The following is a 20,613-nucleotide window of genomic DNA, read 5'->3' as shown; positions in this document are numbered from 1 at the left end:
GGTGGAGCTTGCACAGGTAGAAGCCGAGATTGAAAAACTGCTTGATACGCTGACCGGGGCCAACGCCACCTTGCTTGTCTACGCCAACAAAAAAATCGAGGATTTGGACAACCGCCGCAAAACACTGTCCAAGGCGATTGCAGACCTGTCCATTGAAACGCTGTCCTCCCAGCAGATTGAATTACTGTCCGGGTATCTGGACGATTGGGAGCATATCAGCTTTGAGGACAAGCGGAAAGCCGCTGACAGCCTGATTTCATCAATCAGCGCAACCAGCAACTATGTAAAAATAGAGTGGAAAATCTGATACTTTTTCCACTCTATCAAACCACTTGTTTCTTTTTATCGCTTGTAGCCCCTTGTACACCGTTGCTTCCATACCCTGCAGCCAATCTGCCGGACGAGGCATTTTTATCTCAAGCTCGCTTGAATCAACAGATTTACTAGATATAGCAACCGCTGCCTCCTGGCTGAGGCCGTATCTATGCGTAGTCCAAATGTGTAACTGTTTCTTGTCATCAGACGAGGGCAGAAACAGCTTGTCTATTTCCAATCAAGCACTTAACCGATACTGGAGTACCGTTATAATTCCGCTCGGTCTCCATATACATAATGAAGCGTGCGACGCTTTCGCTTTTAAATTGCGCATTGCGCTCTGCGCTAAGTCTATAGCGTATTTTCTCTTTATCATCAATGTTATCGTTTTCCATTCTCAAGGTAAGCTGATGATCCTGAAAATCAAAAATCCAGCCTTGAAGGGAAAGATCAACCAATACGCTTAGGGCCGCCATATATTTTTGGCAGTCAAGGTCGGCTTCTCGTGCAGTTTTAGAAACACGCCGAAGCTCATCGCCGATAATTCGAGCTCTGTTCATGGGTAACGTGTCTTCTAAGCGCCGAGTAAGTCGCTGAAACAGCTCTTGGTATTCCTCGCTCAAAGCAGGACGATACTGCTACGAGGCGATGGTCTGTTCTATGTTTTTAATGGATGCTTTCATGCATTTCCTGCTTCCTGAATAAGTCTGCGTCACCGATGGCCGCATTCAATTAATTATTTGTAGCAAACACTGGCTGAGTGCTAATTCAGCAAGTATTTCTTTTCAGCCCCGCGGCCTACCCTCTGCACAAGCCCCATATTCCGCATCTGTTTCATAAGCTCAAAAGCGCGGGTCTTCTTGATTCCAAGCAAGGATTGGACTTCTTCATCCGTGATATGGCCGTGCGCGGAGGTATAGTCAAGAACCTTCTGCATCTGCGCGGTCACCGGCGAAGCCTGATTCGGCGCGGCGGCGGTCATGGCGTTCATATTGGGCAGCACCATCTTGAAGGCATTGGTGGTTGCTTCGATGACCGGTTGTACGGGGCAGTTTTCATAAAGCTTATAGATTCTGCGGATACCGGTGCCATAGCTTTCGATCAGACGCAGGCGATGGAACATCTCGGCAAGATTCTTGTTGCGCGGCTGTGAAATACCGATACGGATATCATCGGTGGAGAGACCGGGGAGGAGGCCGCCGATAGAGATGAACTCTATCCGCTCATCGTTCACATTAATGATAATGCTACCGCTGTAGCTGTAATCCCGGTGCACAACGGCATTCAAAAGTGCCTCGCGAAGAGCCTCCTCGGGGTAATCCTGCTTTTCAATACGCTCCAAGCCCTTAAATGACGCCTTGGTTCTGTTGCAGAGCATCAGGTAATCAAAGGTGTCCTCCAGCTGCGCAAAGATGGAGCCTCCGAACTCCTTGTTATCCTTGAAGGTGGTATTGGAATCATCACCGAAAACTGCTACCTTCGTCGTATGCGCACATTGATCGGAGATGATAAGTGCAAGGTTGGTAAAAAGCTCATCATTCTTCTGTGTGATCCCAAGGGCACGGTACTTTTCCTTGCCGAACGGCACTCCATATTTTTCGAAAGCGTTTGCCGCAGCCTCAAAGGACAGGTTCTGCTCCATGGAGCGCATTTCTTCGAACGCATCGCCATCGCTTTCCTTAATCATCTGGCGAATCTGCGCAGGGGATGCTGGCACGCTGGAGGTGCCCTGGCGTACATAAACACCGTTGGGCTTCAGACCTTTTCCTTTGAGGTAGTAGGGCTTGTTGCTTCCCTCACTGACGGCAATACGCACCACCCTGTTATCCTGGATCGAAAAGCGCACGAACATTGTAACGTCCGGCACAATAGCATCGCGGATGCCGTTGGTGATGCGGGTATACTCCTGATCCACATCTGCCAGTCCGACGGCATTTCCATTGTTGTCAATGCCGACGAACACCACGCCGCCGTCCGTATTTGCGAAAGCGATCACTTCTTTATAAATTACCTCAGTAAACTGAGCCTTGAATTCTATATTTTCGGTTTCAAAGTTCATGGAGACGCCTCCTCATACGAATTGTAATTATATTATACTCATAAAATTCGCTCTGTCAACCGGAGCTTGTGAATTTTCGGCGAATATTCGCTTATTCAATGTGAGTGCCTGCCTTGTCTGTTCTCAAAAACAGAGAGCCGCCTCGTCTAATAATGCGAAAGGACCTCCTTCGCGCAAGCAAAGGAGGTCCGCCGAATATAGCTTTTTACGCAATTACAGCTTGAAGCAGGCATTTTTACAATTCCACTGTTTCATCGCCTGTCGTTCCATTTCTGCGTCTCCCAAAGGCATTAAGTCTGTCGGCTATGACAGATGAATATGGCACATTTCCTCACCCATAAGCTGCGGTGGACTTTTTCTATTGATTAGGCGCCGGTTATCTGTTAAGATGAAAATATGCCTATGCGAGAATTATCAGAGCACCTGTCTAAGCGGTGGTGTCGCCGGGGTATCGGCTGGCCTTGGCCGCGCCCTATCCGGCGGCGCTGGACGACTGTTATGCGGCGCTGCTGTACATGAAGTCCCACGCCGCCGGGCTGGGCATTCGGGTCGATCAGATCGTGGGGGACGGGGAGCCGTTCTATGCCGAGACGGTGCGGTATATCGAGAACCTGAAGAAATGCGGGATTCCCGCCAGCGTGGACGTGTACCACTCCGATATGCACGCCTTTGACATGATGCAGCCGGACACACCCCTGAGCCGGGAAGCCGCCCGGCGGTTTAACGAGCAGTTTGCCTATGCCCAGACGCATTATTTTGCGCCGCAGGGGGAAAGCGAAAGGTGAAGAAGCACTGAAAAATTGCAATTTGAAAGGGAAATTCTTGAATGAAAGAACACGTCATGAATTTAACTCCTGCACCGATGCAGGAAATAAGAACCGGAAATAAAACAATAGAATTACGTCTGAATGATGAAAAAAGAAAACAAATTTCTGTCGGAGATACTATAAAGTTTATAAATACGGAGGATTCAAATGATACCCTGCGTGTGAAAGTTGTAGATTTATTTTTGTTTTCTTCATTTGCCGAGTTATATGATAATTTGCCATTATTGAACTGCGGTTATAATGAGGATAACATAAATACCGCCTCGCCTGAAGATATGGAAATGTATTATTCCAGAGAAAAACAAAATAAATATGGTGTAGTCGGAATCAAGATATCACTTTTGTAACTTCCGGCTTATCGGAGCAGCTTATGAATATTCGAGAAATCTACGAAAATAAAAAGCAATTCCTCCCGCTTCTGCTGTTGGCGGATGAGCAGGAGAACATGATCGACCGCTATCTGGAGCGGGGCACCATGTATGTGCTGGAGGACGGCGGCGTGAAAGCGGAATGCGTCGTCACCGACGAGGGCGGCGGGATTCTGGAGCTCAAGAACCTCGCCGTGGAACCGGAGGCGCAGAGAAAGGGCTACGGCAAGGCGCTGATTGACTTTCTTGTGCGTCAATATGCTGGTTGCTATGCCCTTTTACAGGTGGGCACCGGCGACAGTCCGCTGACCGTGCCGTTTTATGAGAAGTGCGGCTTTGTCCGCTGGCACCGCATTCCCAATTTCTTCACCGACCACTATGACCACCCCATCTACGAGGCCGGAGTGCAGCTGGTGGACATGGTGTATTTGCAACGGAAGCTGTGCCACCCAGCCTGCACCACCGGCATCGGGTTTTGATATTTTCCATCTTTCCTCCGCCAAACTGGAAGTTGACGAACTGCTGATTATATTGCGATGCGTAATTACAATGCAATTCCAAGTTCTTCGCATTTCTCGATTGCCAGATCATTGTTTTGCAATGCAGCAAGTCGATACCAATGCTTAGCCTGTTCGATATCTCGTTCCACTCCGATTGCATCTTCATAAAACTCTGCCAAATTGTATTGTCCATCTCTATCACCATGCTCTGCGGCACGGCGAGTCCAATATAGTGCTTTTTCCAAGTCCTTTTCAACACCAAGTCCCTCGTAATAGAAATAGCCTATTTGACATTCAGCAAGGGGATAGCCCTGCTCTGCCAATACCAAATGACCTTCAAAGCATTTGTCATATTGTTTTGATTCCCAATATTTTTCAATCAGCTCATTGCAAATGTCAAATTCCTTGCAAGGTTTGTAATACGCATCTGCCATATATTCATACCTCCATAAATCCCGATTTGTTTAGTAAATTCTTTTCCCAAACGCATACGCTTCCTGCAAACGCTCCGTCCTATCAAAGCGGCATCGGCGTTTGGGCGATCAGAATAACCGCCAGAATCGCGCCCACAAATGCCGCAGCCCCTATGATTGCCAACACCCTTATGCTGAGTTTCTTCTTCGCTGCCTTGCCAATCAGCGCGGCGCAAGCCATGCAGACAGCCGCAGCCACAAGTGCAATGCCCAGCGTTTCCCATAGCCAAGATAGTTCATATAGGATTCTCATGTGTTCATCATCTCCTGTTCGTTAAACTGGAATTTGTCTGATTAACTTCCGTTTTTTCGGTTCATTGCTGTTTCAAAAAGTGTTCGATATAAACGGAGAGATCGTCGGGGAATTTATGATTCATAATCTCTTTAGTCAGTGATCTGACAACTGTTTCCTCAAAAGCATTGAGTACTCCGGAATCGCTTCCTGCCAAATAGTACGATTGATCCAGTTGGTCGTTGACCTGCCGATGCTTTAGAATCATATCCTTCTGTTCCGCCACAGTCGGATGTACCACATGATGCAGGAATTCATGGATAACGGAATCTGTCCGGAATGCCCCGGAGGAGAAAACAAAGCAGTCTTCCGTCAGATGGTAGTCCGATGCATAAACGCATTTAACAGGATTGAGGCAGATCCGGATCTCCCGTACCGGGGAATGATACCGGCTGGTACAGATTTCTAGACATTCCTGAATCAAGTGCATCTCTTCCCGGTAAATCTTTTCCTGTCCAGCGATCCATTCTCCCTCCCATTCCAGGTATCCTGCAAAAGAGTTGCCTGATAGAACCGCAACAATCGCCCGGGGAAAACCTTCCAGCCAGCACCAAAGGGATTCGCCACGTTCGCTTTCCGAGATGTTTCCCGCAGTCAGGATCTTCCGGCGTAGCGTTTCAAAATCCTGAAAGCCGGTATTGTTGTCGTTGAGAAAAAAAGACGCCGATTCCATCATGAACGCACGTGGCCAGTAAGGATATACGTCGCAGGTGTCCTGCTTGGCTCCGGAAAAGAAAGTATCCTGATGTTTCCGGTTCCTATACTTCATAATATGCCGGATGTGTTCAGCAGAACGTTCCGGGATATAAAAGTCATACCCAGCCTGTAGTAACCCGTAATAGATTGCTGATATCTTTGGAAACTGGACGATCATATCAGTTTCCCATAGTTGAGTCAATTCAAATTCACTTTCCATAAAACAAATTCCGATTTGTCGGCATAATCAATGCCGTCTTTCCCGGCCTGCCACCAGAAGCCCTCCAATGGCGGAACAACATATTCAAAGAAGCCCTCCATTTTGTAATCGGTCTTGCAGCTCATTTTCAGTGTGTACGCAACCGCATACAGCACGCCGATGGCCTGCTGATAGGCGCCGCCCGCCTCGTTGGGGTCGCCGCTTCCTCTGACAGCAATATAGTTTGCCTTCGGGACTTGGATGATCTCCGGCCGGTTCTTCGGCATATAAAATTCCTTGTATTCTTTCTTGAAATCAAAAGCCATGGTTTTCTCTCCGTGTTATGTTTTTGAGGGATGCGCCGTGATGGCCACCTTGATGACGCCGTCCAGACGGTTTTCAAAGATGCGGTAGGCCTCCTCAATCTCGCTCAGCGGGAAGGGGTGGGTAATAAGCGGCGTGGTGTCCAGCAAGGCGGCATTGACTGCAAGGAAAAATAAATGCTCACAGCCCTGCAAAATACATTTTACCACGCCTCCTGAAAAATCGCAACGGAGAAAAAAACACGGTGCCGCCCGGTAAAGGGTGACACCGTAATTTTTTCGGAAAAAGGTGTTGACGCTGACGTAATGCAATTGATGCATACCGCGCCCATCAAGGACTGCGGCGAGTTCAGCTTCTTCCCGGTGTTCAGCGGAAAGTGAGAATGAGGAGCGCTGACGCATGGAATACACGAAATTAGGCAAGACCGATATGGAAATTTCCAAGGTCTGCGTGGGCTGCATGAGCTTTGGCAAGGCCCTAAAAAGAATGTCAGCCGGGGTAAGGTCGTAATCGCCTCCAAGGTTTATTTCAACCCCGGCAGACTGTCCCGGGAAGCCATTCACCGGGAGATCGGCGGCCATAAAGAATAATGAATATTAAATCGAAAACACTTTTTCTCATTGACAATTCTGCATAAATATAGTAACATAACTGTACAGAAAACCACAGCTGCAACAGACGGAAATTCGCTGGAAAGGTGAGGGAATCCATCATGAAAAGCATCATCTGGAAAATCGAACTGGCCGCCGCAGTGCTCCTGGCGGTCTCGGCCCTGGTGTGGGGCCTGCGCCCCGGCGTGTGGAACTACGGCGGCTTTTACCGCATGACCGCCGGGGAACAGAGCAGGACCTATACCCGCCCGGGCTGCTCCACGGTGGAGGTGACGGAGGACAACCGCCTGCGCATTCAGTCCCCCACGGGGCAGACGGCGGAGTTTACCCTGTCCCTGGCGGAAAACGGCTCCTATCGGGCGGCGGAAATGGCCATGGACGGCGTGGTCCGCAACATCACCTACAACACCGCCACCGGAACGTTCATGACAGCGGGCGACAGCTGGTCCATCAGCACCCTGGTCCAGGAGAAGGCCGGGTTCAGCCCGGGCCTGACCGATAACGCGCTGTACAGCATGGCCCTGGGCAATCACCAGACCCGCATTGCCGGGCGGTCCGGGGAATTTCTCACGGCGGGGCTGTTCCTGCTGCTGGGCCTGGTGCTCCCCCTGCTGCTGAAGCCCGCCATCGCCCTGGACAAATTCCTGCTGGGCTTTTTCTATGACAACTCGGAAAAGCTCCAGGCCACGGACCTGGCCCGGGGCATCATGCTCCTGCTGGGGCTGGTCGTATCTGTCATCGGCGCCATCTGGTGGTGCATCCTATTGTTCGGATAAAGATCGGGGCGGGCGCCGGCGTCCGCCCTTTTTTTGCGCCCCGGGGAAATCTTTTCCCCGGGGCGCAAATTACACTGGTAATTTCCCCCGGAGTGTGCTATAGTACAAATGTATCCGTATTTTTGAAACGAATACAAATCGGAATAATCCGACAAAAATAAACAACTTGTAATCTGAAAAGACAGGAGAATATGAAATATGAACGCTTTTTCTTCCTTCCTGCTGGGCCTGGTGCAGGGCGTGGCGGAGTTTTTGCCCATTTCCAGCTCCGGACATCTGGCCATCGCGCAGAATCTGCTGCACATCGACGCGGAGGTGCCGGAATTCTTTGACGTGCTGCTGCATCTGGGCACCTTAGGGGCGGTGTTCGTGGCCTATTGGAAGGACATCAAGGACATGATCGCCGAGTTCTTCCGGGGCATCGGTGACCTGGCCCACCGGTCCACCCCCAAGCCCCTGCCGCCGGCCCGGAGACTGATCCTGCTGATCATCCTGGGCACCCTGCCGCTGTTTGCGGTGTTGCCCATCAAGGACAAGGTTCTGGGCCTGAGCAATAACATGCTGTTCATCGGCGGGGCCCTGATCGTCACGGGCTTCCTGTTATTCGCCAGCGACCGGGTGAAGAAGGGGAGGAAGAACGAGCGAACGGCATCGCTGCTGGATGCGGTGGCGGTGGGCGTGAGCCAGGCCGTCGCCACGGTGCCGGGCATCTCCCGGTCCGGCATGACCATCACCTCCGGGTGCTTTGTGGGCTTCGATCGGAAGTTCGCGGTGCGGTTTTCCTTCCTGCTGTCCATTCCGGCGGTGCTGGGGGCCAACATCCTGAGCCTGAAGGACGCCGTGGAGGCAGGAGTCGACTGGAGCCAGGTGCCGGTGTATCTGATCGGCGTGGCCACGGCGGCGGTGTCCGGGTATCTGTGCATCGGCCTGCTGCGGCGCATTGCCAACAAGGGAAAATTCGGCGCGTTTGCCTATTACTGCTGGGCCGTGGGTCTGCTGACCATCGTGGTGCAGCTCATTAAATAAGAGAAAGGAACCGCTATGGCGTCCGGACAGAAGAAAAAAACCACAACCAAAAAGACGGCTCCGCAGAAATCCGCCCTCCCGCCGATCCGGCGGGAGGTAGGCGGCGGCGTGTGCCTGCTGCTGGCCTTGTGCGTGGTGGTCAGCTATTTCCAGGCGGACGCCATTGTGCTGAACCTGCTGGGGAACCTGCTGAAGGGCCTGGCGGGCTACGGCTATTGGCTGGCGGCCCCGGCCCTGGCCCTGGCGGGGGTGAACCTGCTGGCCCACCGGGGGCGTCCGGTGGTGCTGCGGACGGTCTGCGCCCTGGTGCTGCCGGTGCTGCTGGGGGCCATCCTGCACCTGTTCTTGTATAGGGGAGAGGCCGTCACCGGCCTGGCCCCGGCCATGAAGAGCCTGTGGGCCAGTGGCCTGCTGCTGCAAAGCGGCGGCGCACTGGCCGGTGGACTGGCCATGGGCATGAAGCGGCTGGTGGGCACGGTGGTGTCCGTGATCGTGCTGCTTCTGCTGCTGGCGGCGGCGGTATTCGCGGTGCTGCGGGTATCCCCCCGGGAGCTGGTGCAGCGGGCCCGTGACCGGGTCCCCTATGAGCCGGAGCCGGAGCGCCCGGCCCGGCCGGAAAAGCCCCGGCGGCAGCGTGTGCCTGTGGACGTGCCCCTGGACGATGAGCCGGTGCGGCCCAAGCCCGAACCCAAGCCGGAGCCCAAACCTGAGCCCCAGGAGATTCCCGATGAACCTCTGCCCCGGAAGAAGGGGAAGGGCTTCTTCTCTCGCAGAGGGGAGGACGTGATGACCCCGGACCAGGTGCTGCGGCCCCAGGAGCCGGAGCCTGCGCCGGAGGTGCCGCCTGCGGCCCAGCCGGAACCGGAGCCTGCCCCCCAGCCGGAGAAAAAGTCCCGCCGGGGCCAGGAATCCGCCGCCCGGGAGGTGGAGCAGCACGCCCAGGAGGTGAGCCAGGCCATCGAGGAGGAGCTGGCGGAGCCGGAGGAGGCGTATCAGTATCCCCCGGTGACCCTGCTGGACCAGAACAGCGACGACAACTATACCGAGGTGGGGGCGGAGCTGCGGAACAACTCCCGCCGCCTGGCCCAGACCATCACCAGCTTCGGCGTGGACGCCAAGCCCGGGGACGTGGTCCACGGGCCCAGCGTCACCCGGTACGAATTTACCCTGGACCAGGGGGTGAAGCTGTCCAAGCTCACCAACCTGGCCGACGATATTGCCCTGGCCCTGGGCAGCGGCGGCGTGCGCATTGCGCCCATCCCCAACAAAAGCTCCGTGGTGGGCATCGAGGTGCCCAACCGGGTGGTGACGGCGGTGCGCATCCGGGACGTCATCGACTCCCGGGCCTTTGCCGAGCATAAGTCCCGGGTGGCCTTCGCCGTGGGCAAGGACATCGGCGGCAACTGCATCGTGGGGGACATCGCCAGACTGCCCCATGTGCTGATCGCCGGCACCACCGGCTCCGGTAAGTCCGTGTGCACCAACTCGCTGATCGTGAGTCTGCTGTACAAGTCCACTCCGGAGGAGGTCCGCTTCATCATGGTGGACCCGAAGATGGTGGAGCTGGCCCCCTACAACGGCATCCCGCACCTGCTGATCCCCGTGGTGACGGACCCCAAAAAGGCCGCCGGAGCCCTGCAGTGGGCGGTGTATGAGATGATGAAGCGCTATAAGCTGTTCTCGGAAAACGGGGTAAAGGACCTGGCCGGGTTCAACGCCCTGGCCCAGCGCAATGAGGAGCTGAAGAAAATGCCCACCGTGGTGGTGGTCATCGACGAGCTGGCGGACCTGATGCTGGTGGCGGCCAAGGAGGTGGAGGAATCCATCTGCCGGGTGGCCCAGATGGGCCGCGCCGCCGGGATGCACCTGGTCATCGCCACCCAGCGGCCCTCCTCCGACGTGATCACCGGCCTGATGAAGGCCAATATCCCCAGCCGCATTGCCTTCGCCGTGGCCTCGTCTCTGGAGTCCCGCATCATCCTGGACACCACCGGCGCGGAGAAGCTGGTGGGCAAGGGCGACATGCTGTATGCCCCTCTGGGGGCCGGAAAGCCCACCCGGGTCCAGGGCTGCTTCATCACCCCGGAGGAGATCGAGCGGGTGGTGGACTATGTGAAGCAGAGCGGCGAGGCGGAGTATTCCCAGGACGTCATGGACAAGATCGAGCAGGCGGTGAAGGAGAAGGAAAAGGGCGGCAAGTCCGCCGGCGCGCCCGAGCCCGCCGGGGACAATCCCGACGACGAACTGCTCACCGCCGCCGTGGATGTGGTGCTGGAGACGGGACAGGCCTCTGTGTCCATGCTCCAGCGGCGGCTGAAGCTGGGCTATGCCCGGGCGGCCCGGCTGGTGGACCAGATGGAGGAGCGGGGCTATGTGGGCCCCTTCGAGGGCTCCAAGCCCCGGCAGCTGCTGATCGACAAGGCCAAATGGCAGGAGCTGAAGATGGCCAAGGCCCCGGCCCCGGAGCCGGAGATCGACCGCAATGGCTCCATCCGGGACGTGTTCGAAAGCCGGGACGCCCTGGACTGAGAAATATAACAAAACGAGGAGAATACACACGGAATATCGCGCGCTGCCCCACGGCGGGGAGAGGATCAGCGTCATTGGCATGGGCTCCTCCGTCGTCGGCGGCGGAGACCGGCAGCAGCTGCGGCAGGTGCTGGGCTTTTTGGAGGCCCCGGCGGAGCAGCGGGACTATTCCGCCATCAACGACGCCCTGGCCCAGATGGACGCCGACGGCACCCTGTCCCGGCTGTCCGTGAAGTATTTCGGCATGGACATCTCCGAGGAGCAGTGACCTGCCCTCACAGAATCCAAAGAAGCCTCGCAGAGTTTGCCGCCCGCAGGCGGCAAAGCAAATGAAATCATTTTCGGCCGGGGCGTGTACCTGGCCGAAAATTCTGCTCAGGCTGCAAGTGTGGAATTGGTTCGCCATCGGCGAACCAATTATGCGCGCAGCAGACTGCAAGCCTTTTGTCCAAAAAGGGTTTCACCCTTTTTGGACAGTTTAAAATAGAGGCTCCCCCGGCTGGGGGAGCCTCTATTTTTGTGTATTTCTCAGAATTCGGCGTTGCCCACGGTGCGGGGGTGAAGCTCCACATCCCGGATGTTGCTGACGCCCGTCAGGTACATGACCATGCGTTCAAAGCCCAGGCCGAAGCCCGCATGGCGGCAGCTGCCGTAGCGCCGCAGGTCGCAGTACCACCAGTAGTCCTCGGGCTTCATGCCCAGCTCCCGGATGCGGGCCTCCAGCACCTCCAGCCGCTCCTCGCGCTGGCTGCCGCCGATGATCTCGCCGATGCCGGGCACCAGGCAGTCCGCCGCGGCCACGGTTTTGCCGTCGTCGTTCAGGCGCATATAAAACGCCTTGATCTCCTTGGGATAGTCGGTGACGAACACCGGCCGCTGATAGATCTGCTCCGTCAGATACCGCTCATGCTCCGTCTGCAGGTCCGTGCCCCAGTCCACCCGGTACTCGAACCTGTCGTTGTGCTTTTTCAGGATCTCCACCGCCTCGGTGTAGCTGACCCGGGCGAAATCGGAGGTGGCCACGTGCTCCAGCCGGGCCTTGAGGCCCTTATCCACGAAGCTGTTGAAGAAGTTGATCTCATCCGGGCAGCGCTCCAGCACCCGGGTGATGATGTGCTTGATCATGGCCTCGGCAACGTCCATATCACCGGCCAGGTCGCAGAAGGCCATCTCCGGCTCGATCATCCAGAACTCGGCGGCGTGGCGCTGGGTGTTGGAGTTCTCGGCCCGGAAGGTGGGGCCGAAGGTATACACATCGCCGAAGGCCATGGCGAAGTTCTCGGCGTTCAGCTGGCCGGACACGGTGAGGCTGGTTTTCTTGCCGAAGAAATCCTGGCTGTAGTCCACCTGGCCCTCCGGGGTCTTGGGCACATTGTTCAGGTCCAGGGTGGTCACCTGGAACATCTCGCCTGCGCCCTCGCAGTCGGACCCGGTGATGATGGGGGTGTGGACATACACAAAGCCCCGGCTCTGGAAGAACTCATGCACGGCATAGGCCGCCGCGCTGCGAACCCGGAAGGTAGCGGAAAACAGATTGGTCCGGGGACGCAGATGCTGGATGGTCCGCAGGAATTCCACGCTGTGGCGCTTTTTTTGCAGGGGATAGTCGGGGGTGGACCGGCCCTCCACGGCGATCTCGGCAGCCCGCAGCTCCAGGGGCTGCTTGGCCTCCGGCGTCAGCACCACGGTGCCCCGGACGATCAGGGCCGCGCCCACGTTCTGTCCCGCGATTTCCTTATAATTATGCAGTTCATCGGCGCTCATGACCACCTGCAAATTGCGGAAGCAGGAGCCGTCGTTGAGCTCGATGAAGCCGAAGGTCTTCATATCCCGGATGGTGCGGGCCCAGCCGCACACGGTGATCTCCTTGCCGCCCAGTTGCTCCTGGTCGGCAAAGATGGCTGCGATTTTCATGCGATCCATCTTGATCTCTCCTTGTAGTACAGATAATTTATTATTATATGCCGTTTCCCCGGGCTTTGCAAGGCTTTATTGCAGCTTTTGCTGCCGCATCCAGATGTCCATCACCAGGCTGTGGGGCAGCAGCTTCGTCAGCCCCGCCTGGAACCGGGCCACAAAGCCGTACTGGGACACATCCTTGCCCCGCTTGGCGTCCCGCCAGGCCCGGCGGACCATGTCCTCCGGCTCGTACATGGCCACATACTTTTTCACCACGGATTCGCCGCCGTTGACGGTGGCCCGGTCAAAGAAGGCCGTCCGGGTCCAGAAGGGGCACAGGGCCATGACCCGAACGCCCTGGCTCCGCAGCTCCCGGTTCAGGGCCCGGCTGAAGCTCAGCACAAATGCCTTGCTGGCTCCGTACACGTTGATATAGGGGATGGGCTGGAACGCCGCCACCGAGGCAATATTGATGATCTGTCCGCCCCGGGGCATATAGGGAGCCGTCAGCTGGCACAGGGCCATCACCGCCTGACAGTTCAGGTCCACCATGTTCAGGTTTACCTCCAGCGGCGTGTCCACCACGGCCCGGAACTTGCCGAAGCCGCTGGCGTTTACCAAAAGGCCCACCTCCACCGGCTCCTCCGCCAGGGCATCGGCATAGGTCTGGAAGCTGCGCCGGTCCGTCAGGTCCAGGGCCAGGGGGCGGATGGGATAGGGAACCTGATCCCGCAGCTCCTCCAGCGCCTTTTCATGGCGGGCGATGACCCATACCTCATCGAAGCGGCCGAAGCTGTCCACGGTTTCGGCGAACCGGCGGCCCATGCCGCTGGATGCGCCGGTGATGACGGCAATTTTCTTCATAAGGATGTCCTCCTGTGGATTTCTGGGGATGATTATACCAGAAAATGGTTTCCGTGACAAGGGAAAAGCCGGTGTTCTGCCGCCGGGAAGCCGGGCATATAGTGATGGTGCATAGTATGGCTTAGGAGTGGTGCGCTATCAAAGGGAACATGGAGGAGCGGGCCTGTCAGCTGGCCCTTTACCTGATAGAAAACCGGGCAACGGTGCGTGCGGCGGCGGGGAAATTCGGCGTCAGCAAGTCCACGGTGCATAAGGACCTGTCCGAGCGGCTGCCGGCCTATAACCGGGCGCTGTATCTGCAGGTGAAGGAGGTGCTGGAGGAAAACAAGGCCCAGCGGCACATACGGGGCGGCCTGGCCACCCGGCGGAAGTATAAGGGAGAGTAAAATATAAGGTGCGGGATGTAAGTCCCGCACCTTATATGCGCTTATGCCGCCCCGGTGGGGCTTTGGGGCATGCCGGCAATGTAGGCATCCGCCACCGCCGGAACGTAATAGGGGCGATAGCACACGCCCTGCTCCCCGTCGTCACATTCCGCCCAGAACACATAGTAGGGCATGAAGTACCGGTCCGTCTGCCGGGCCAGGTATTGCAGGTCCACCCGCTTGACCCGGTCCTCCCCCGGGAAGGGCTCCCAGGCGGACAGGTGCTGCCCCGCCGCCAGCCGCTGCCGGGCCTGGTCCACAGTCACCAGCGGATAATCTCCCACCGTGTTGGCGTCGGACAGCTCCGGCCGATACAGCCGGAGCTCACAGCTGCCGCCGGACAGCCGGACCCACGTTTTCAGGATGCTGCGCTGAAGGATGCCCTGGGTCAGGTCCTCCTCCGGCCGGTAGAAATACAGGGAATAGCCGCCGCTGTCCTGGGCGGCCATAAAGTACCGGGTCTGTTCCCCGAAAACGGCCCCATACTGCTCCAGCAGCCACGCCGCCGCAGCGTCAGGGGTCAGAGATGCCAGCTCCGGCCGGGAAAGCTTCACCCACAGCTCTCCACTCTCCCCCACGGTCACGGTGACATCCTCCCACGTCAGCGCCAGCTCCGTGGGACCCCCTCTGACGGCAAACGTCACGCCGCACTGCCAGGTCTCCCCGGCCCAGGCGTCCTCCATGGCGGCCTGCACCGTCTCGTCCGGCACCCGGGCCTCCACGGCGGCCTGGGCCACGTCCGCCCCCGCCGCTGCCGCCAGCCGCTCCATGGTCCGCCGCAGCTGTGCATAGTCTCCGCCGCCGGTGCGGAAGCCGTTGGCCACGTCCATGCGAGTGGTGTTGCGGAACACCGGCAGGGCGGCAAGCTCCATGCCCTCCTGCCACGGTCCGCCGTCATAGGCGGCAAATTCCTCCGCCGACAGCGGGTAATCTCCCATGCCGCCGTAGTCCCTGTCGATGGTCAGCACCGGCAGGTCCGGGTCCGGGGTGGGTTCCGCCGGGCGGCCTGCCAGCGCCCAGGCTCCCGCCGCCAGCAGCAGACACGCCGCCGCCGCGGCCAGCGGCTTCCATCGCGGCCTCCGCCGGGACCGGGCGGCCTGGGTCTCCTCCAGCAGGTCGTCGGGCAGATGGTTCAGCGACTGGCTGAGTTGATAGCGGTTCATACGTCAAAGCCCTCCTTTTCCAGATACGTCTGCAGCCCCTGACGGGTGCGGTACAGCTGACTCTTGACCGCCGGTACGCTGATGCCGCAGACCCGGGCCGTCTCCGCCAGGGAGTCGGCATAGTAATAGCGGCAGAGAAACGCCCGGCGGGCGGGAAGCGGCAGCGTCCGGAGATAGTCCCCTATGGCCCGGCCCAGCTCCGCCAGGTCCAGGGCCTCCTCCGGGGTGGCAGCGCCGGACACGCAGTCCCCCAGCTCCTCCAGGGACAGGGCGTATTGGGACCCGCCCCGCTTGGCCCGGCCCCGGGCCCGCCACCGGTCGATGGACAGCTGCCGGGTGATGCGGCCCAGATAGGTGGCCAGCACCTGGGGCCGGTGGGGCGGCATGGAGCCCCATGCCCGCAGATAGGTGTCGTTGACGGTCTCCCGGCTGTCCTCCCGGTCCGCCAGGATGTGGAAGGCGATGGCCGACAGATACCGGCCATACTGCCGGTCCGTCTGGCGGATGGCCTCCTCATCCCGCTGCCAGTACAGGGTCACGATGTCGCGGTCCTCCATGGTGACATTCTCCTTTCGTGTTGCTTCTGCCTGTCATCCCGTCAAAAAATCCCGGCGATTTCGCGGAAAAGGGGAAAAAATTTTTTATGCTGCCTCTATTATGCCGCCGGGGCCGGGGTCCGTCAAGACAAATGCGCCGAAAAAGGCTTGCCCAAACGCCCCCCCGGCTGTATAATGGAGAAAACAGTCACAGGAGGGCAAATAATATGGGAATCGTGGTGCTGGGCGCCGTTTTCGTGGATATCAAGGGATATCCCACGTCCACCTATATCCCCGGCGGGCGCAATGTGGGCCGGGTGGAGCAGGTCCCCGGCGGCGTCAGCCGCAACGTGGTGGAGGACATCGCCAACGTGGAGCTGCGGCCCACCTTTGTGAGCCTGGTGGACGACACCGGCCTGGGGGCCGACGCGGTGCGCCAGCTGAAAAATCACAAGGTCAACACCGATTATGTCCTGCCCACCCCTGATGGCATGGGCACCTGGCTGGCGGTGTTCGACAACCAGGGGGACGTGTGCGCCGCCATCAGCAAGCGCCCGGATCTGCGGCCTCTGATCGCCCTGCTGGACGAAAAGGGGGACGAGATCTTCCGGGATGCCGACAGCATCGCCCTGGAGATCGACATGGACAAGGAGATCGTCAAGCGGGTGTTTCAGTACGCCAAAAAATACGGCAAGGACGTGTATGCGGTGGTGTCCAACATGAGCATCGCCGTGGAGCGCCGGGACTTTTTGCAGCAGACCAGCTGCTTTGTCTGCAACCAGCAGGAGATGGGCATCCTGTTCTCCGACGACTACTCGGAAAAGACTCCCGAGGAGCTGAAGGAGATCCTGGCCCTGAAAATCCGCAGCGCCCGGATCCCCCGGATGATCGTCACCATGGGAAGCCAGGGAGCGGTGTACGCCGACTGCACCGGGGAGCGGGGCGTCTGCCCCGGCCGGAAGGTGGACGTGAAGGACACCACCGGCGCGGGAGACGCCTTCTTCGCCGGAGCTACCATCGGCCTGACCTATGGCAAGACCCTGGCCGAGTCCTGCGAGATCGGCACCCGCCTGGCGGCCTCCACCATCTGCACCAGCGGCAACGTGTGTCCCCGGTTCCTGCCGGAGGAGTTCGGCCTGAACGTGGCGGTAACGGACTGAGGAGGGCGGCATGAAACGGATCGACGAGTGCGACAGCATGGCGGTGCTGGTGGCCCTGCTGGTGGTGGGCATTCTGCTGGTGATGGGGGCCTACCGCATTTTCTCCTACCTGTGCGAAAACGCGGCCCTGGACGCCCGGACCTTCCTGCTGGGGGCGGCCTGCCTGCTGCTGGCAGTGGTGGGCTTTCTGCTGGCCCGCCGCAGCTTCCGACGGCTCCAGTACCTGCGGGACAACGAGGAATAGGGCTGACTATAGGCAGCGGCACCCCGGAACAGGGCGGGACACCCCCGGGACAGGCCCGGGATAAAGCGAGACAAAAATACAGTGCACCCCTCGGCGCAGACGCGCCGGGGGGTGCTGAAATTTTATCGGGCCAGGTCGGCCACCGCCCGGACGGCGGTGTCGATCTCCTGAGGGGTGTTGAAGGGGGAGAAGCTGAAGCGCACGATGCCCTGGCGCTCTGTGCCCAGGGCACGGTGGAGCCGGGGAGCGCAGTGGGCCCCGGGGCGGGTGGCGATGCCCCAGCCCTGTAAGAGGGCGTCGGACACCTCGCCGGAGTCCAGGTCCCGGATGTTCAGGGACACGATGGCCGCCCGGCAAGGGGCGGAAAAATCGCCGTATACCCGTACGCCGGGAATGGCCCGGACCCCCAGGTAAAACCGCCGCATCAGGGCGTGCTCCCGGGCGTACAGATTCTCCACCCCCTCTGCCAGGAGATACTCCAGGGCGGCGTGAAGCCCCGCCAGCCCGTGGCTGTTGAGGGTCCCGGCCTCCAGCCGGGTGGGGTAGGCGGCGGGCTGGTCCGGGTCGAAGGAGTGGACGCCGCTGCCGCCCCGCAGCAGGGGCCGCAGTTCCACCCCCGGGCGGATGCACAGGCCGCCGGTGCCCTGGGGCCCCAGCAGGCTCTTGTGGCCGGTAAAGCACAGAACGTCCGCCCCCAGGGCCGTCATGTCCAGGGGGACGGCCCCCGCCGTCTGGGAGGCGTCCAGGATCAGGAGGGCCCCGTGGGCATGGGCCAGGGCGGCGATGCGGGGGATATCCGGCATATCGCCGGTGACGTTGGAGGCGTGGGTACACACCACGGCCCGGGTGTTGGGCCGGAACAGCCCCTCCAGGGCGTCATAGTCCAGGCGGCCGTTTCCGTCCGCCGGAAGGAAGCTCAGGCCCATGCCCTGCTGCTGCAGGGCATACAGAGGCCGCAGCACCGAGTTGTGCTCCAGGTCCGTGGAAATGGCGTGGTCCCCCGGGGACAGCAGGCCGCAGATGGCCATATTCAGGGCCATGGTGGAGTTGGCGGTGAAGGCCACATGGTCCGGCCGGGGACAGCCCAGCAGCCGGGCCGCCAGGCAGCGGGTATCGTACACCGTTCGGGAGGCGGCCATGGAGGCCCCGTGGGCTCCCCGGGCGGCGTTGCCCGCCGTGCAGATGGCCTCCGCCACCGCCCGGGCCACCTGGGGCGGCTTGTGCAGGGAGGTGGCGGCGCTGTCCAGATAAATTTCCGTCATCAGAACATCTCCAATACGCAGCAGGGGCCGTGGCCGATGCCGTTTTCCTCTAAAGCCGCCGTCAGGACGGCTTGGTCGCCGGGGGCCGCCTTCCAGGCCAGGCCGCACCCGGCGGAGATCCGGGAGGGCAGGGGAATGATGCGCCCCGGCAGGGACAGCCGGGTGAACAGAGCCTCCGCCGCCAGGGCCTGGGCCGTCTCCTGAAAGGAGATCACCAAGGCGGGGGTGCGCTGCCGGTTCTTCGGTCTGTTCGGCCGGGGCGAGGATTATTACATTCCCTGGGACTGCGTCCAGCGGTTCGGAGAGGACATCATCCTCATCGACAAGCCCTTCCAGCGCCGGGAGGGCGAAAAGAAAAAGCGGCGCTGGTAAACACATGGCCGCGCCTACAGGTGCGGCCATGTGTTTACCCTGCAAAAAAAATGCCGCCGGCGCGGCAAACCCTGCGTCGGCGGCATTCCTGCCGATTTTATTTTTCCTGCTGCTCCGTATCCTCTCCGCCGATCAGCAGCTGCCGCTGCTGGTTCAGCAAATAGGAGAGGTGCTCCCGGTCCGTGGTGTAATAAATACGGTTTCCCTCCACCAGGCAGGTAACAAGCCCCGCATTCACCAGCTTGCTCATATGGTGGTGAATGGTGTTGCGGGCCAGGCCGAAATGGTTGCACAGCTGCTGACCGTAGACCGCCGGATGATCCCTCAGATAACAGAGAATGTCAAACCGGGTCTTGTCCCCGATGATCCGGATGGCGTCATATACCTGGGAGGCGCTGCTGTTTTCCGCCAGGGTGCGCCGCAGCGACAGCCGCATAACTCCGCAGCAGATCAGCACGCTGCCGTCCTCCTGCTCCATGGAGAGGTTGGTATCCGGTCCCATCAGAAAGGGAATCAGGTGATAATGCACCTCCGGCGTGATGGCCAGGCTGGAGGTCTCCCGGAGATAGCTCTCCGTCCCCAGGCCCTCCACCTCCCGGCAGAAGGCCTCTATGATCTCCTGAATGCGGCCGGACTCCGTCTCCAGCGCCGCTATGGCCGGGCGCAGACAGGCTGCGATCTCCGGCAGCAGAGTCCGGTAATTCTGGTGGATCTCCAGCAGAGCCAGGCGGCTCTCCGTGGGGATCGTCAGCGCCAGCACCCGGGAAACCAGCTTTGCGGCAGCCCCGGCGGCAGGGCCGGACTGCTCCTCCAGGCTCAGCGAGATCATCATGTTTCGCGCCGTCTCGTCCGGCGTCAGGCGCTCCATCTGCTGCATCAGGGTCTCAAAGTCCTGCCGGCGGGACAGCATGGGATAGAAGAACAGAAAAGCCGGACTATAGGATCCGATGGTGCTGTAGGAAAAGCCCTTGATGTCGCCGAACAGACGCTGCAGGGTCTCTGCCGGGACGGAAACCTCCGTGTCCAGGTCCTGCAGCAGCTCCCGCAGGGCGGCGCTGGCCCGATGGAAGGGCTCCGCCTTCCGGACGCCCCGGGCCTGTAAGCGCTCCTCCAGCCGGTCCAGGGTATGGCCGTTGGCCCGGGAGCCTAAGTACGCCAGAGCCTCCAGCGCCGGGTTGATCTCGTGCAAAATTTCCATGACAGTGCTCTTCCTTTGCTTCTTTGACGGATGCGGACAGGCTTTCCTGGGGAGCATCCCGCGGTTTTCTCGCCCTGTCCCACTGGCCTTGATTATACATCCTTTTTTCCGGCAAAACAAGGGGACTCCGCGCCGCTGCGGCGGTTTTTTGCAGTCCTGCAATACAGAGCCGTTTTGCATGGGGCGGACCGTTGACTTTTCCGGGGGAATCGTGTATGATAAGAATGGCTCTGTGGGGACACGGGGCCGGAAAGTGAATCATGTCCGAGGATGCTGTGCGGCGGGTACCGCAAAGGCCGGAAAACGGTCAGGTGCCTGCCTAAAAGAAACGGGGTCGGAAACCCCACGCGAACGGCACTGTGGGCGCAAGAATGCACCGAAGCGGCCTTGGCCGCCGGGACGAAAGTCCGCCATTGGGGGCAGTCCCCTGAGAAGGTAGGATGCAAACGAGGAGCCATCGGCTCCACGGCGCGAGGCAGGAGAATTGCACGGCGG

At 59.1% G+C, this 20,613-nt stretch carries 24 protein-coding genes and 2 pseudogenes; 12 read left to right on the top strand and 14 right to left on the bottom strand.

Annotated elements, in window-relative coordinates:
- Positions 1–307, top strand: a pseudogene (locus LKD37_RS07275) (recombinase family protein); the annotation flags it as partial.
- Between the two features lie 211 nt (positions 308–518).
- On the opposite strand, the gene LKD37_RS07270 reads toward LKD37_RS07275, so the two are convergent.
- Both LKD37_RS07270 and LKD37_RS07265 read right to left on the bottom strand, forming a co-directional pair.
- Complete coding sequence (locus LKD37_RS07270; protein WP_302928589.1) at positions 519–938, bottom strand: hypothetical protein; 420 nt, start codon at positions 936–938, stop codon at positions 519–521.
- A 140-nt stretch (positions 939–1,078) separates the two neighbouring features.
- Positions 1,079–2,374 (bottom strand): RNA/DNA-binding domain-containing protein, encoded by a 1,296-nt coding sequence (locus LKD37_RS07265; RefSeq protein ID WP_302928588.1) that lies wholly within the window; start codon positions 2,372–2,374, stop codon positions 1,079–1,081.
- A gap of 437 nt (positions 2,375–2,811) precedes the next feature.
- Between LKD37_RS07265 and LKD37_RS07260 the strand changes: the two genes are divergently transcribed.
- The 3 genes from LKD37_RS07260 to LKD37_RS07250 are packed head-to-tail and all read left to right on the top strand — an operon-like array spanning position 2,812 to position 4,048.
- A complete protein-coding gene (locus LKD37_RS07260; protein ID WP_302928587.1) occupies positions 2,812–3,159 on the top strand; it encodes an alpha/beta hydrolase fold domain-containing protein in 348 nt (115 codons plus the stop codon).
- Between the two features lie 41 nt (positions 3,160–3,200).
- The gene (locus LKD37_RS07255) at positions 3,201–3,548 is read left to right on the top strand and encodes an ASCH domain-containing protein (RefSeq protein ID WP_302928586.1); all 348 of its coding nucleotides are present in this window, start codon (positions 3,201–3,203) and stop codon (positions 3,546–3,548) included.
- 23 nt (positions 3,549–3,571) lie between these two features.
- Positions 3,572–4,048, top strand: coding sequence for a GNAT family N-acetyltransferase (locus LKD37_RS07250; RefSeq protein ID WP_302928584.1), 477 nt, complete (start codon positions 3,572–3,574; stop codon positions 4,046–4,048).
- Between the two features lie 65 nt (positions 4,049–4,113).
- Here LKD37_RS07250 and LKD37_RS07245 read toward each other — a convergent pair whose 3' ends face one another.
- The 5 genes and pseudogenes from LKD37_RS07245 to LKD37_RS07225 all read right to left on the bottom strand — a co-directional run bounded on the left by LKD37_RS07245 (position 4,114) and on the right by LKD37_RS07225 (position 6,634).
- Positions 4,114–4,503, bottom strand: a complete 390-nt coding sequence (locus tag LKD37_RS07245) for a tetratricopeptide repeat protein (protein ID WP_302928583.1) — start codon at positions 4,501–4,503, stop codon at positions 4,114–4,116.
- An 82-nt stretch (positions 4,504–4,585) separates the two neighbouring features.
- Complete coding sequence (locus LKD37_RS07240) at positions 4,586–4,795, bottom strand: hypothetical protein (RefSeq protein WP_302928582.1); 210 nt, start codon at positions 4,793–4,795, stop codon at positions 4,586–4,588.
- A gap of 61 nt (positions 4,796–4,856) precedes the next feature.
- Positions 4,857–5,750 (bottom strand): hypothetical protein, encoded by an 894-nt coding sequence (locus LKD37_RS07235; RefSeq protein WP_302928581.1) that lies wholly within the window; start codon positions 5,748–5,750, stop codon positions 4,857–4,859.
- A gap of 5 nt (positions 5,751–5,755) precedes the next feature.
- A pseudogene (locus tag LKD37_RS07230) lies at positions 5,756–6,055 on the bottom strand (GyrI-like domain-containing protein); the annotation flags it as partial.
- A gap of 15 nt (positions 6,056–6,070) precedes the next feature.
- Positions 6,071–6,634, bottom strand: a complete 564-nt coding sequence (locus LKD37_RS07225) for a hypothetical protein (RefSeq protein WP_302928593.1) — start codon at positions 6,632–6,634, stop codon at positions 6,071–6,073.
- 131 nt (positions 6,635–6,765) lie between these two features.
- On the opposite strand from LKD37_RS07225, the gene LKD37_RS07220 reads away from it, so the two are divergent.
- From LKD37_RS07220 to LKD37_RS07205, 4 genes are all read left to right on the top strand, one after another.
- Positions 6,766–7,440, top strand: a complete 675-nt coding sequence (locus tag LKD37_RS07220) for a hypothetical protein (RefSeq protein ID WP_302928579.1) — start codon at positions 6,766–6,768, stop codon at positions 7,438–7,440.
- Positions 7,441–7,638: 198 nt separating this feature from the next.
- Complete coding sequence (locus LKD37_RS07215; RefSeq protein WP_302928578.1) at positions 7,639–8,466, top strand: undecaprenyl-diphosphate phosphatase; 828 nt, start codon at positions 7,639–7,641, stop codon at positions 8,464–8,466.
- A 15-nt stretch (positions 8,467–8,481) separates the two neighbouring features.
- Entirely contained in the window at positions 8,482–10,995 is a 2,514-nt protein-coding gene (locus LKD37_RS07210) for a DNA translocase FtsK (protein WP_302928577.1), read from the top strand.
- Between the two features lie 79 nt (positions 10,996–11,074).
- Positions 11,075–11,263 carry a hypothetical protein gene (locus LKD37_RS07205; protein ID WP_302928576.1) on the top strand — a complete coding sequence of 63 codons (189 nt, stop codon included), beginning with the start codon at positions 11,075–11,077 and terminating at the stop codon, positions 11,261–11,263.
- 260 nt (positions 11,264–11,523) lie between these two features.
- On the opposite strand, the gene asnS is transcribed toward LKD37_RS07205, so the two are convergent.
- Both asnS and LKD37_RS07195 read right to left on the bottom strand, forming a co-directional pair.
- On the bottom strand, positions 11,524–12,918 hold the full coding sequence (gene asnS / locus LKD37_RS07200; protein ID WP_302928575.1) for an asparagine--tRNA ligase: 1,395 nt from the start codon (positions 12,916–12,918) through the stop codon (positions 11,524–11,526).
- 66 nt (positions 12,919–12,984) lie between these two features.
- Complete coding sequence (locus tag LKD37_RS07195) at positions 12,985–13,758, bottom strand: SDR family NAD(P)-dependent oxidoreductase (protein WP_302928574.1); 774 nt, start codon at positions 13,756–13,758, stop codon at positions 12,985–12,987.
- A 137-nt stretch (positions 13,759–13,895) separates the two neighbouring features.
- Between LKD37_RS07195 and LKD37_RS07190 the strand changes: the two genes are divergently transcribed.
- On the top strand, positions 13,896–14,144 hold the full coding sequence (locus LKD37_RS07190; RefSeq protein ID WP_302928592.1) for a sporulation transcriptional regulator SpoIIID: 249 nt from the start codon (positions 13,896–13,898) through the stop codon (positions 14,142–14,144).
- Between the two features lie 41 nt (positions 14,145–14,185).
- On the opposite strand, the gene LKD37_RS07185 is transcribed toward LKD37_RS07190, so the two are convergent.
- Both LKD37_RS07185 and LKD37_RS07180 read right to left on the bottom strand, forming a co-directional pair.
- Positions 14,186–15,346 (bottom strand): hypothetical protein, encoded by a 1,161-nt coding sequence (locus LKD37_RS07185; RefSeq protein WP_302928573.1) that lies wholly within the window; start codon positions 15,344–15,346, stop codon positions 14,186–14,188.
- On the bottom strand, positions 15,343–15,903 hold the full coding sequence (locus tag LKD37_RS07180; protein ID WP_302928572.1) for an RNA polymerase sigma factor: 561 nt from the start codon (positions 15,901–15,903) through the stop codon (positions 15,343–15,345). Before LKD37_RS07180 ends, LKD37_RS07185 begins: the two co-directional genes overlap by 4 nt.
- Positions 15,904–16,109: 206 nt before the next feature.
- On the opposite strand from LKD37_RS07180, the gene LKD37_RS07175 reads away from it, so the two are divergent.
- Entirely contained in the window at positions 16,110–17,042 is a 933-nt protein-coding gene (locus LKD37_RS07175; RefSeq protein ID WP_302928571.1) for a carbohydrate kinase family protein, read from the top strand.
- A 10-nt stretch (positions 17,043–17,052) separates the two neighbouring features.
- Positions 17,053–17,286 carry a hypothetical protein gene (locus LKD37_RS07170; RefSeq protein ID WP_302928570.1) on the top strand — a complete coding sequence of 78 codons (234 nt, stop codon included), beginning with the start codon at positions 17,053–17,055 and terminating at the stop codon, positions 17,284–17,286.
- Between the two features lie 122 nt (positions 17,287–17,408).
- Here the strand turns inward: LKD37_RS07170 and LKD37_RS07165 are convergent, their stop codons facing one another.
- A complete protein-coding gene (locus LKD37_RS07165) occupies positions 17,409–18,548 on the bottom strand; it encodes an aminotransferase class V-fold PLP-dependent enzyme (RefSeq protein ID WP_302928569.1) in 1,140 nt (379 codons plus the stop codon).
- Positions 18,548–18,763: a putative Se/S carrier protein gene (locus LKD37_RS07160; protein ID WP_302928591.1), complete on the bottom strand. Its 216-nt coding sequence runs from the start codon at positions 18,761–18,763 to the stop codon at positions 18,548–18,550. The genes LKD37_RS07165 and LKD37_RS07160 overlap by 1 nt, the downstream gene beginning before the upstream one ends.
- A gap of 10 nt (positions 18,764–18,773) precedes the next feature.
- Here LKD37_RS07160 and LKD37_RS07155 point away from each other — a divergent pair, with 10 nt between their 5' ends.
- The gene (locus LKD37_RS07155; protein WP_302928568.1) at positions 18,774–18,920 is read left to right on the top strand and encodes a YlmC/YmxH family sporulation protein; all 147 of its coding nucleotides are present in this window, start codon (positions 18,774–18,776) and stop codon (positions 18,918–18,920) included.
- A gap of 97 nt (positions 18,921–19,017) precedes the next feature.
- Here LKD37_RS07155 and LKD37_RS07150 read toward each other — a convergent pair whose 3' ends face one another.
- Positions 19,018–20,118 carry an ArsR/SmtB family transcription factor gene (locus LKD37_RS07150; protein WP_302928567.1) on the bottom strand — a complete coding sequence of 367 codons (1,101 nt, stop codon included), beginning with the start codon at positions 20,116–20,118 and terminating at the stop codon, positions 19,018–19,020.
- Between the last annotated feature and the right edge of the window lie 495 nt (positions 20,119–20,613).

Origin of the sequence: Brotocaccenecus cirricatena, from assembly GCF_020687045.1 — a bacterium.
Taxonomy (GTDB): domain Bacteria; phylum Bacillota; class Clostridia; order Oscillospirales; family Oscillospiraceae; genus Vescimonas; species Vescimonas cirricatena.
This window is presented reverse-complemented; position numbering and strand designations above follow the sequence as displayed.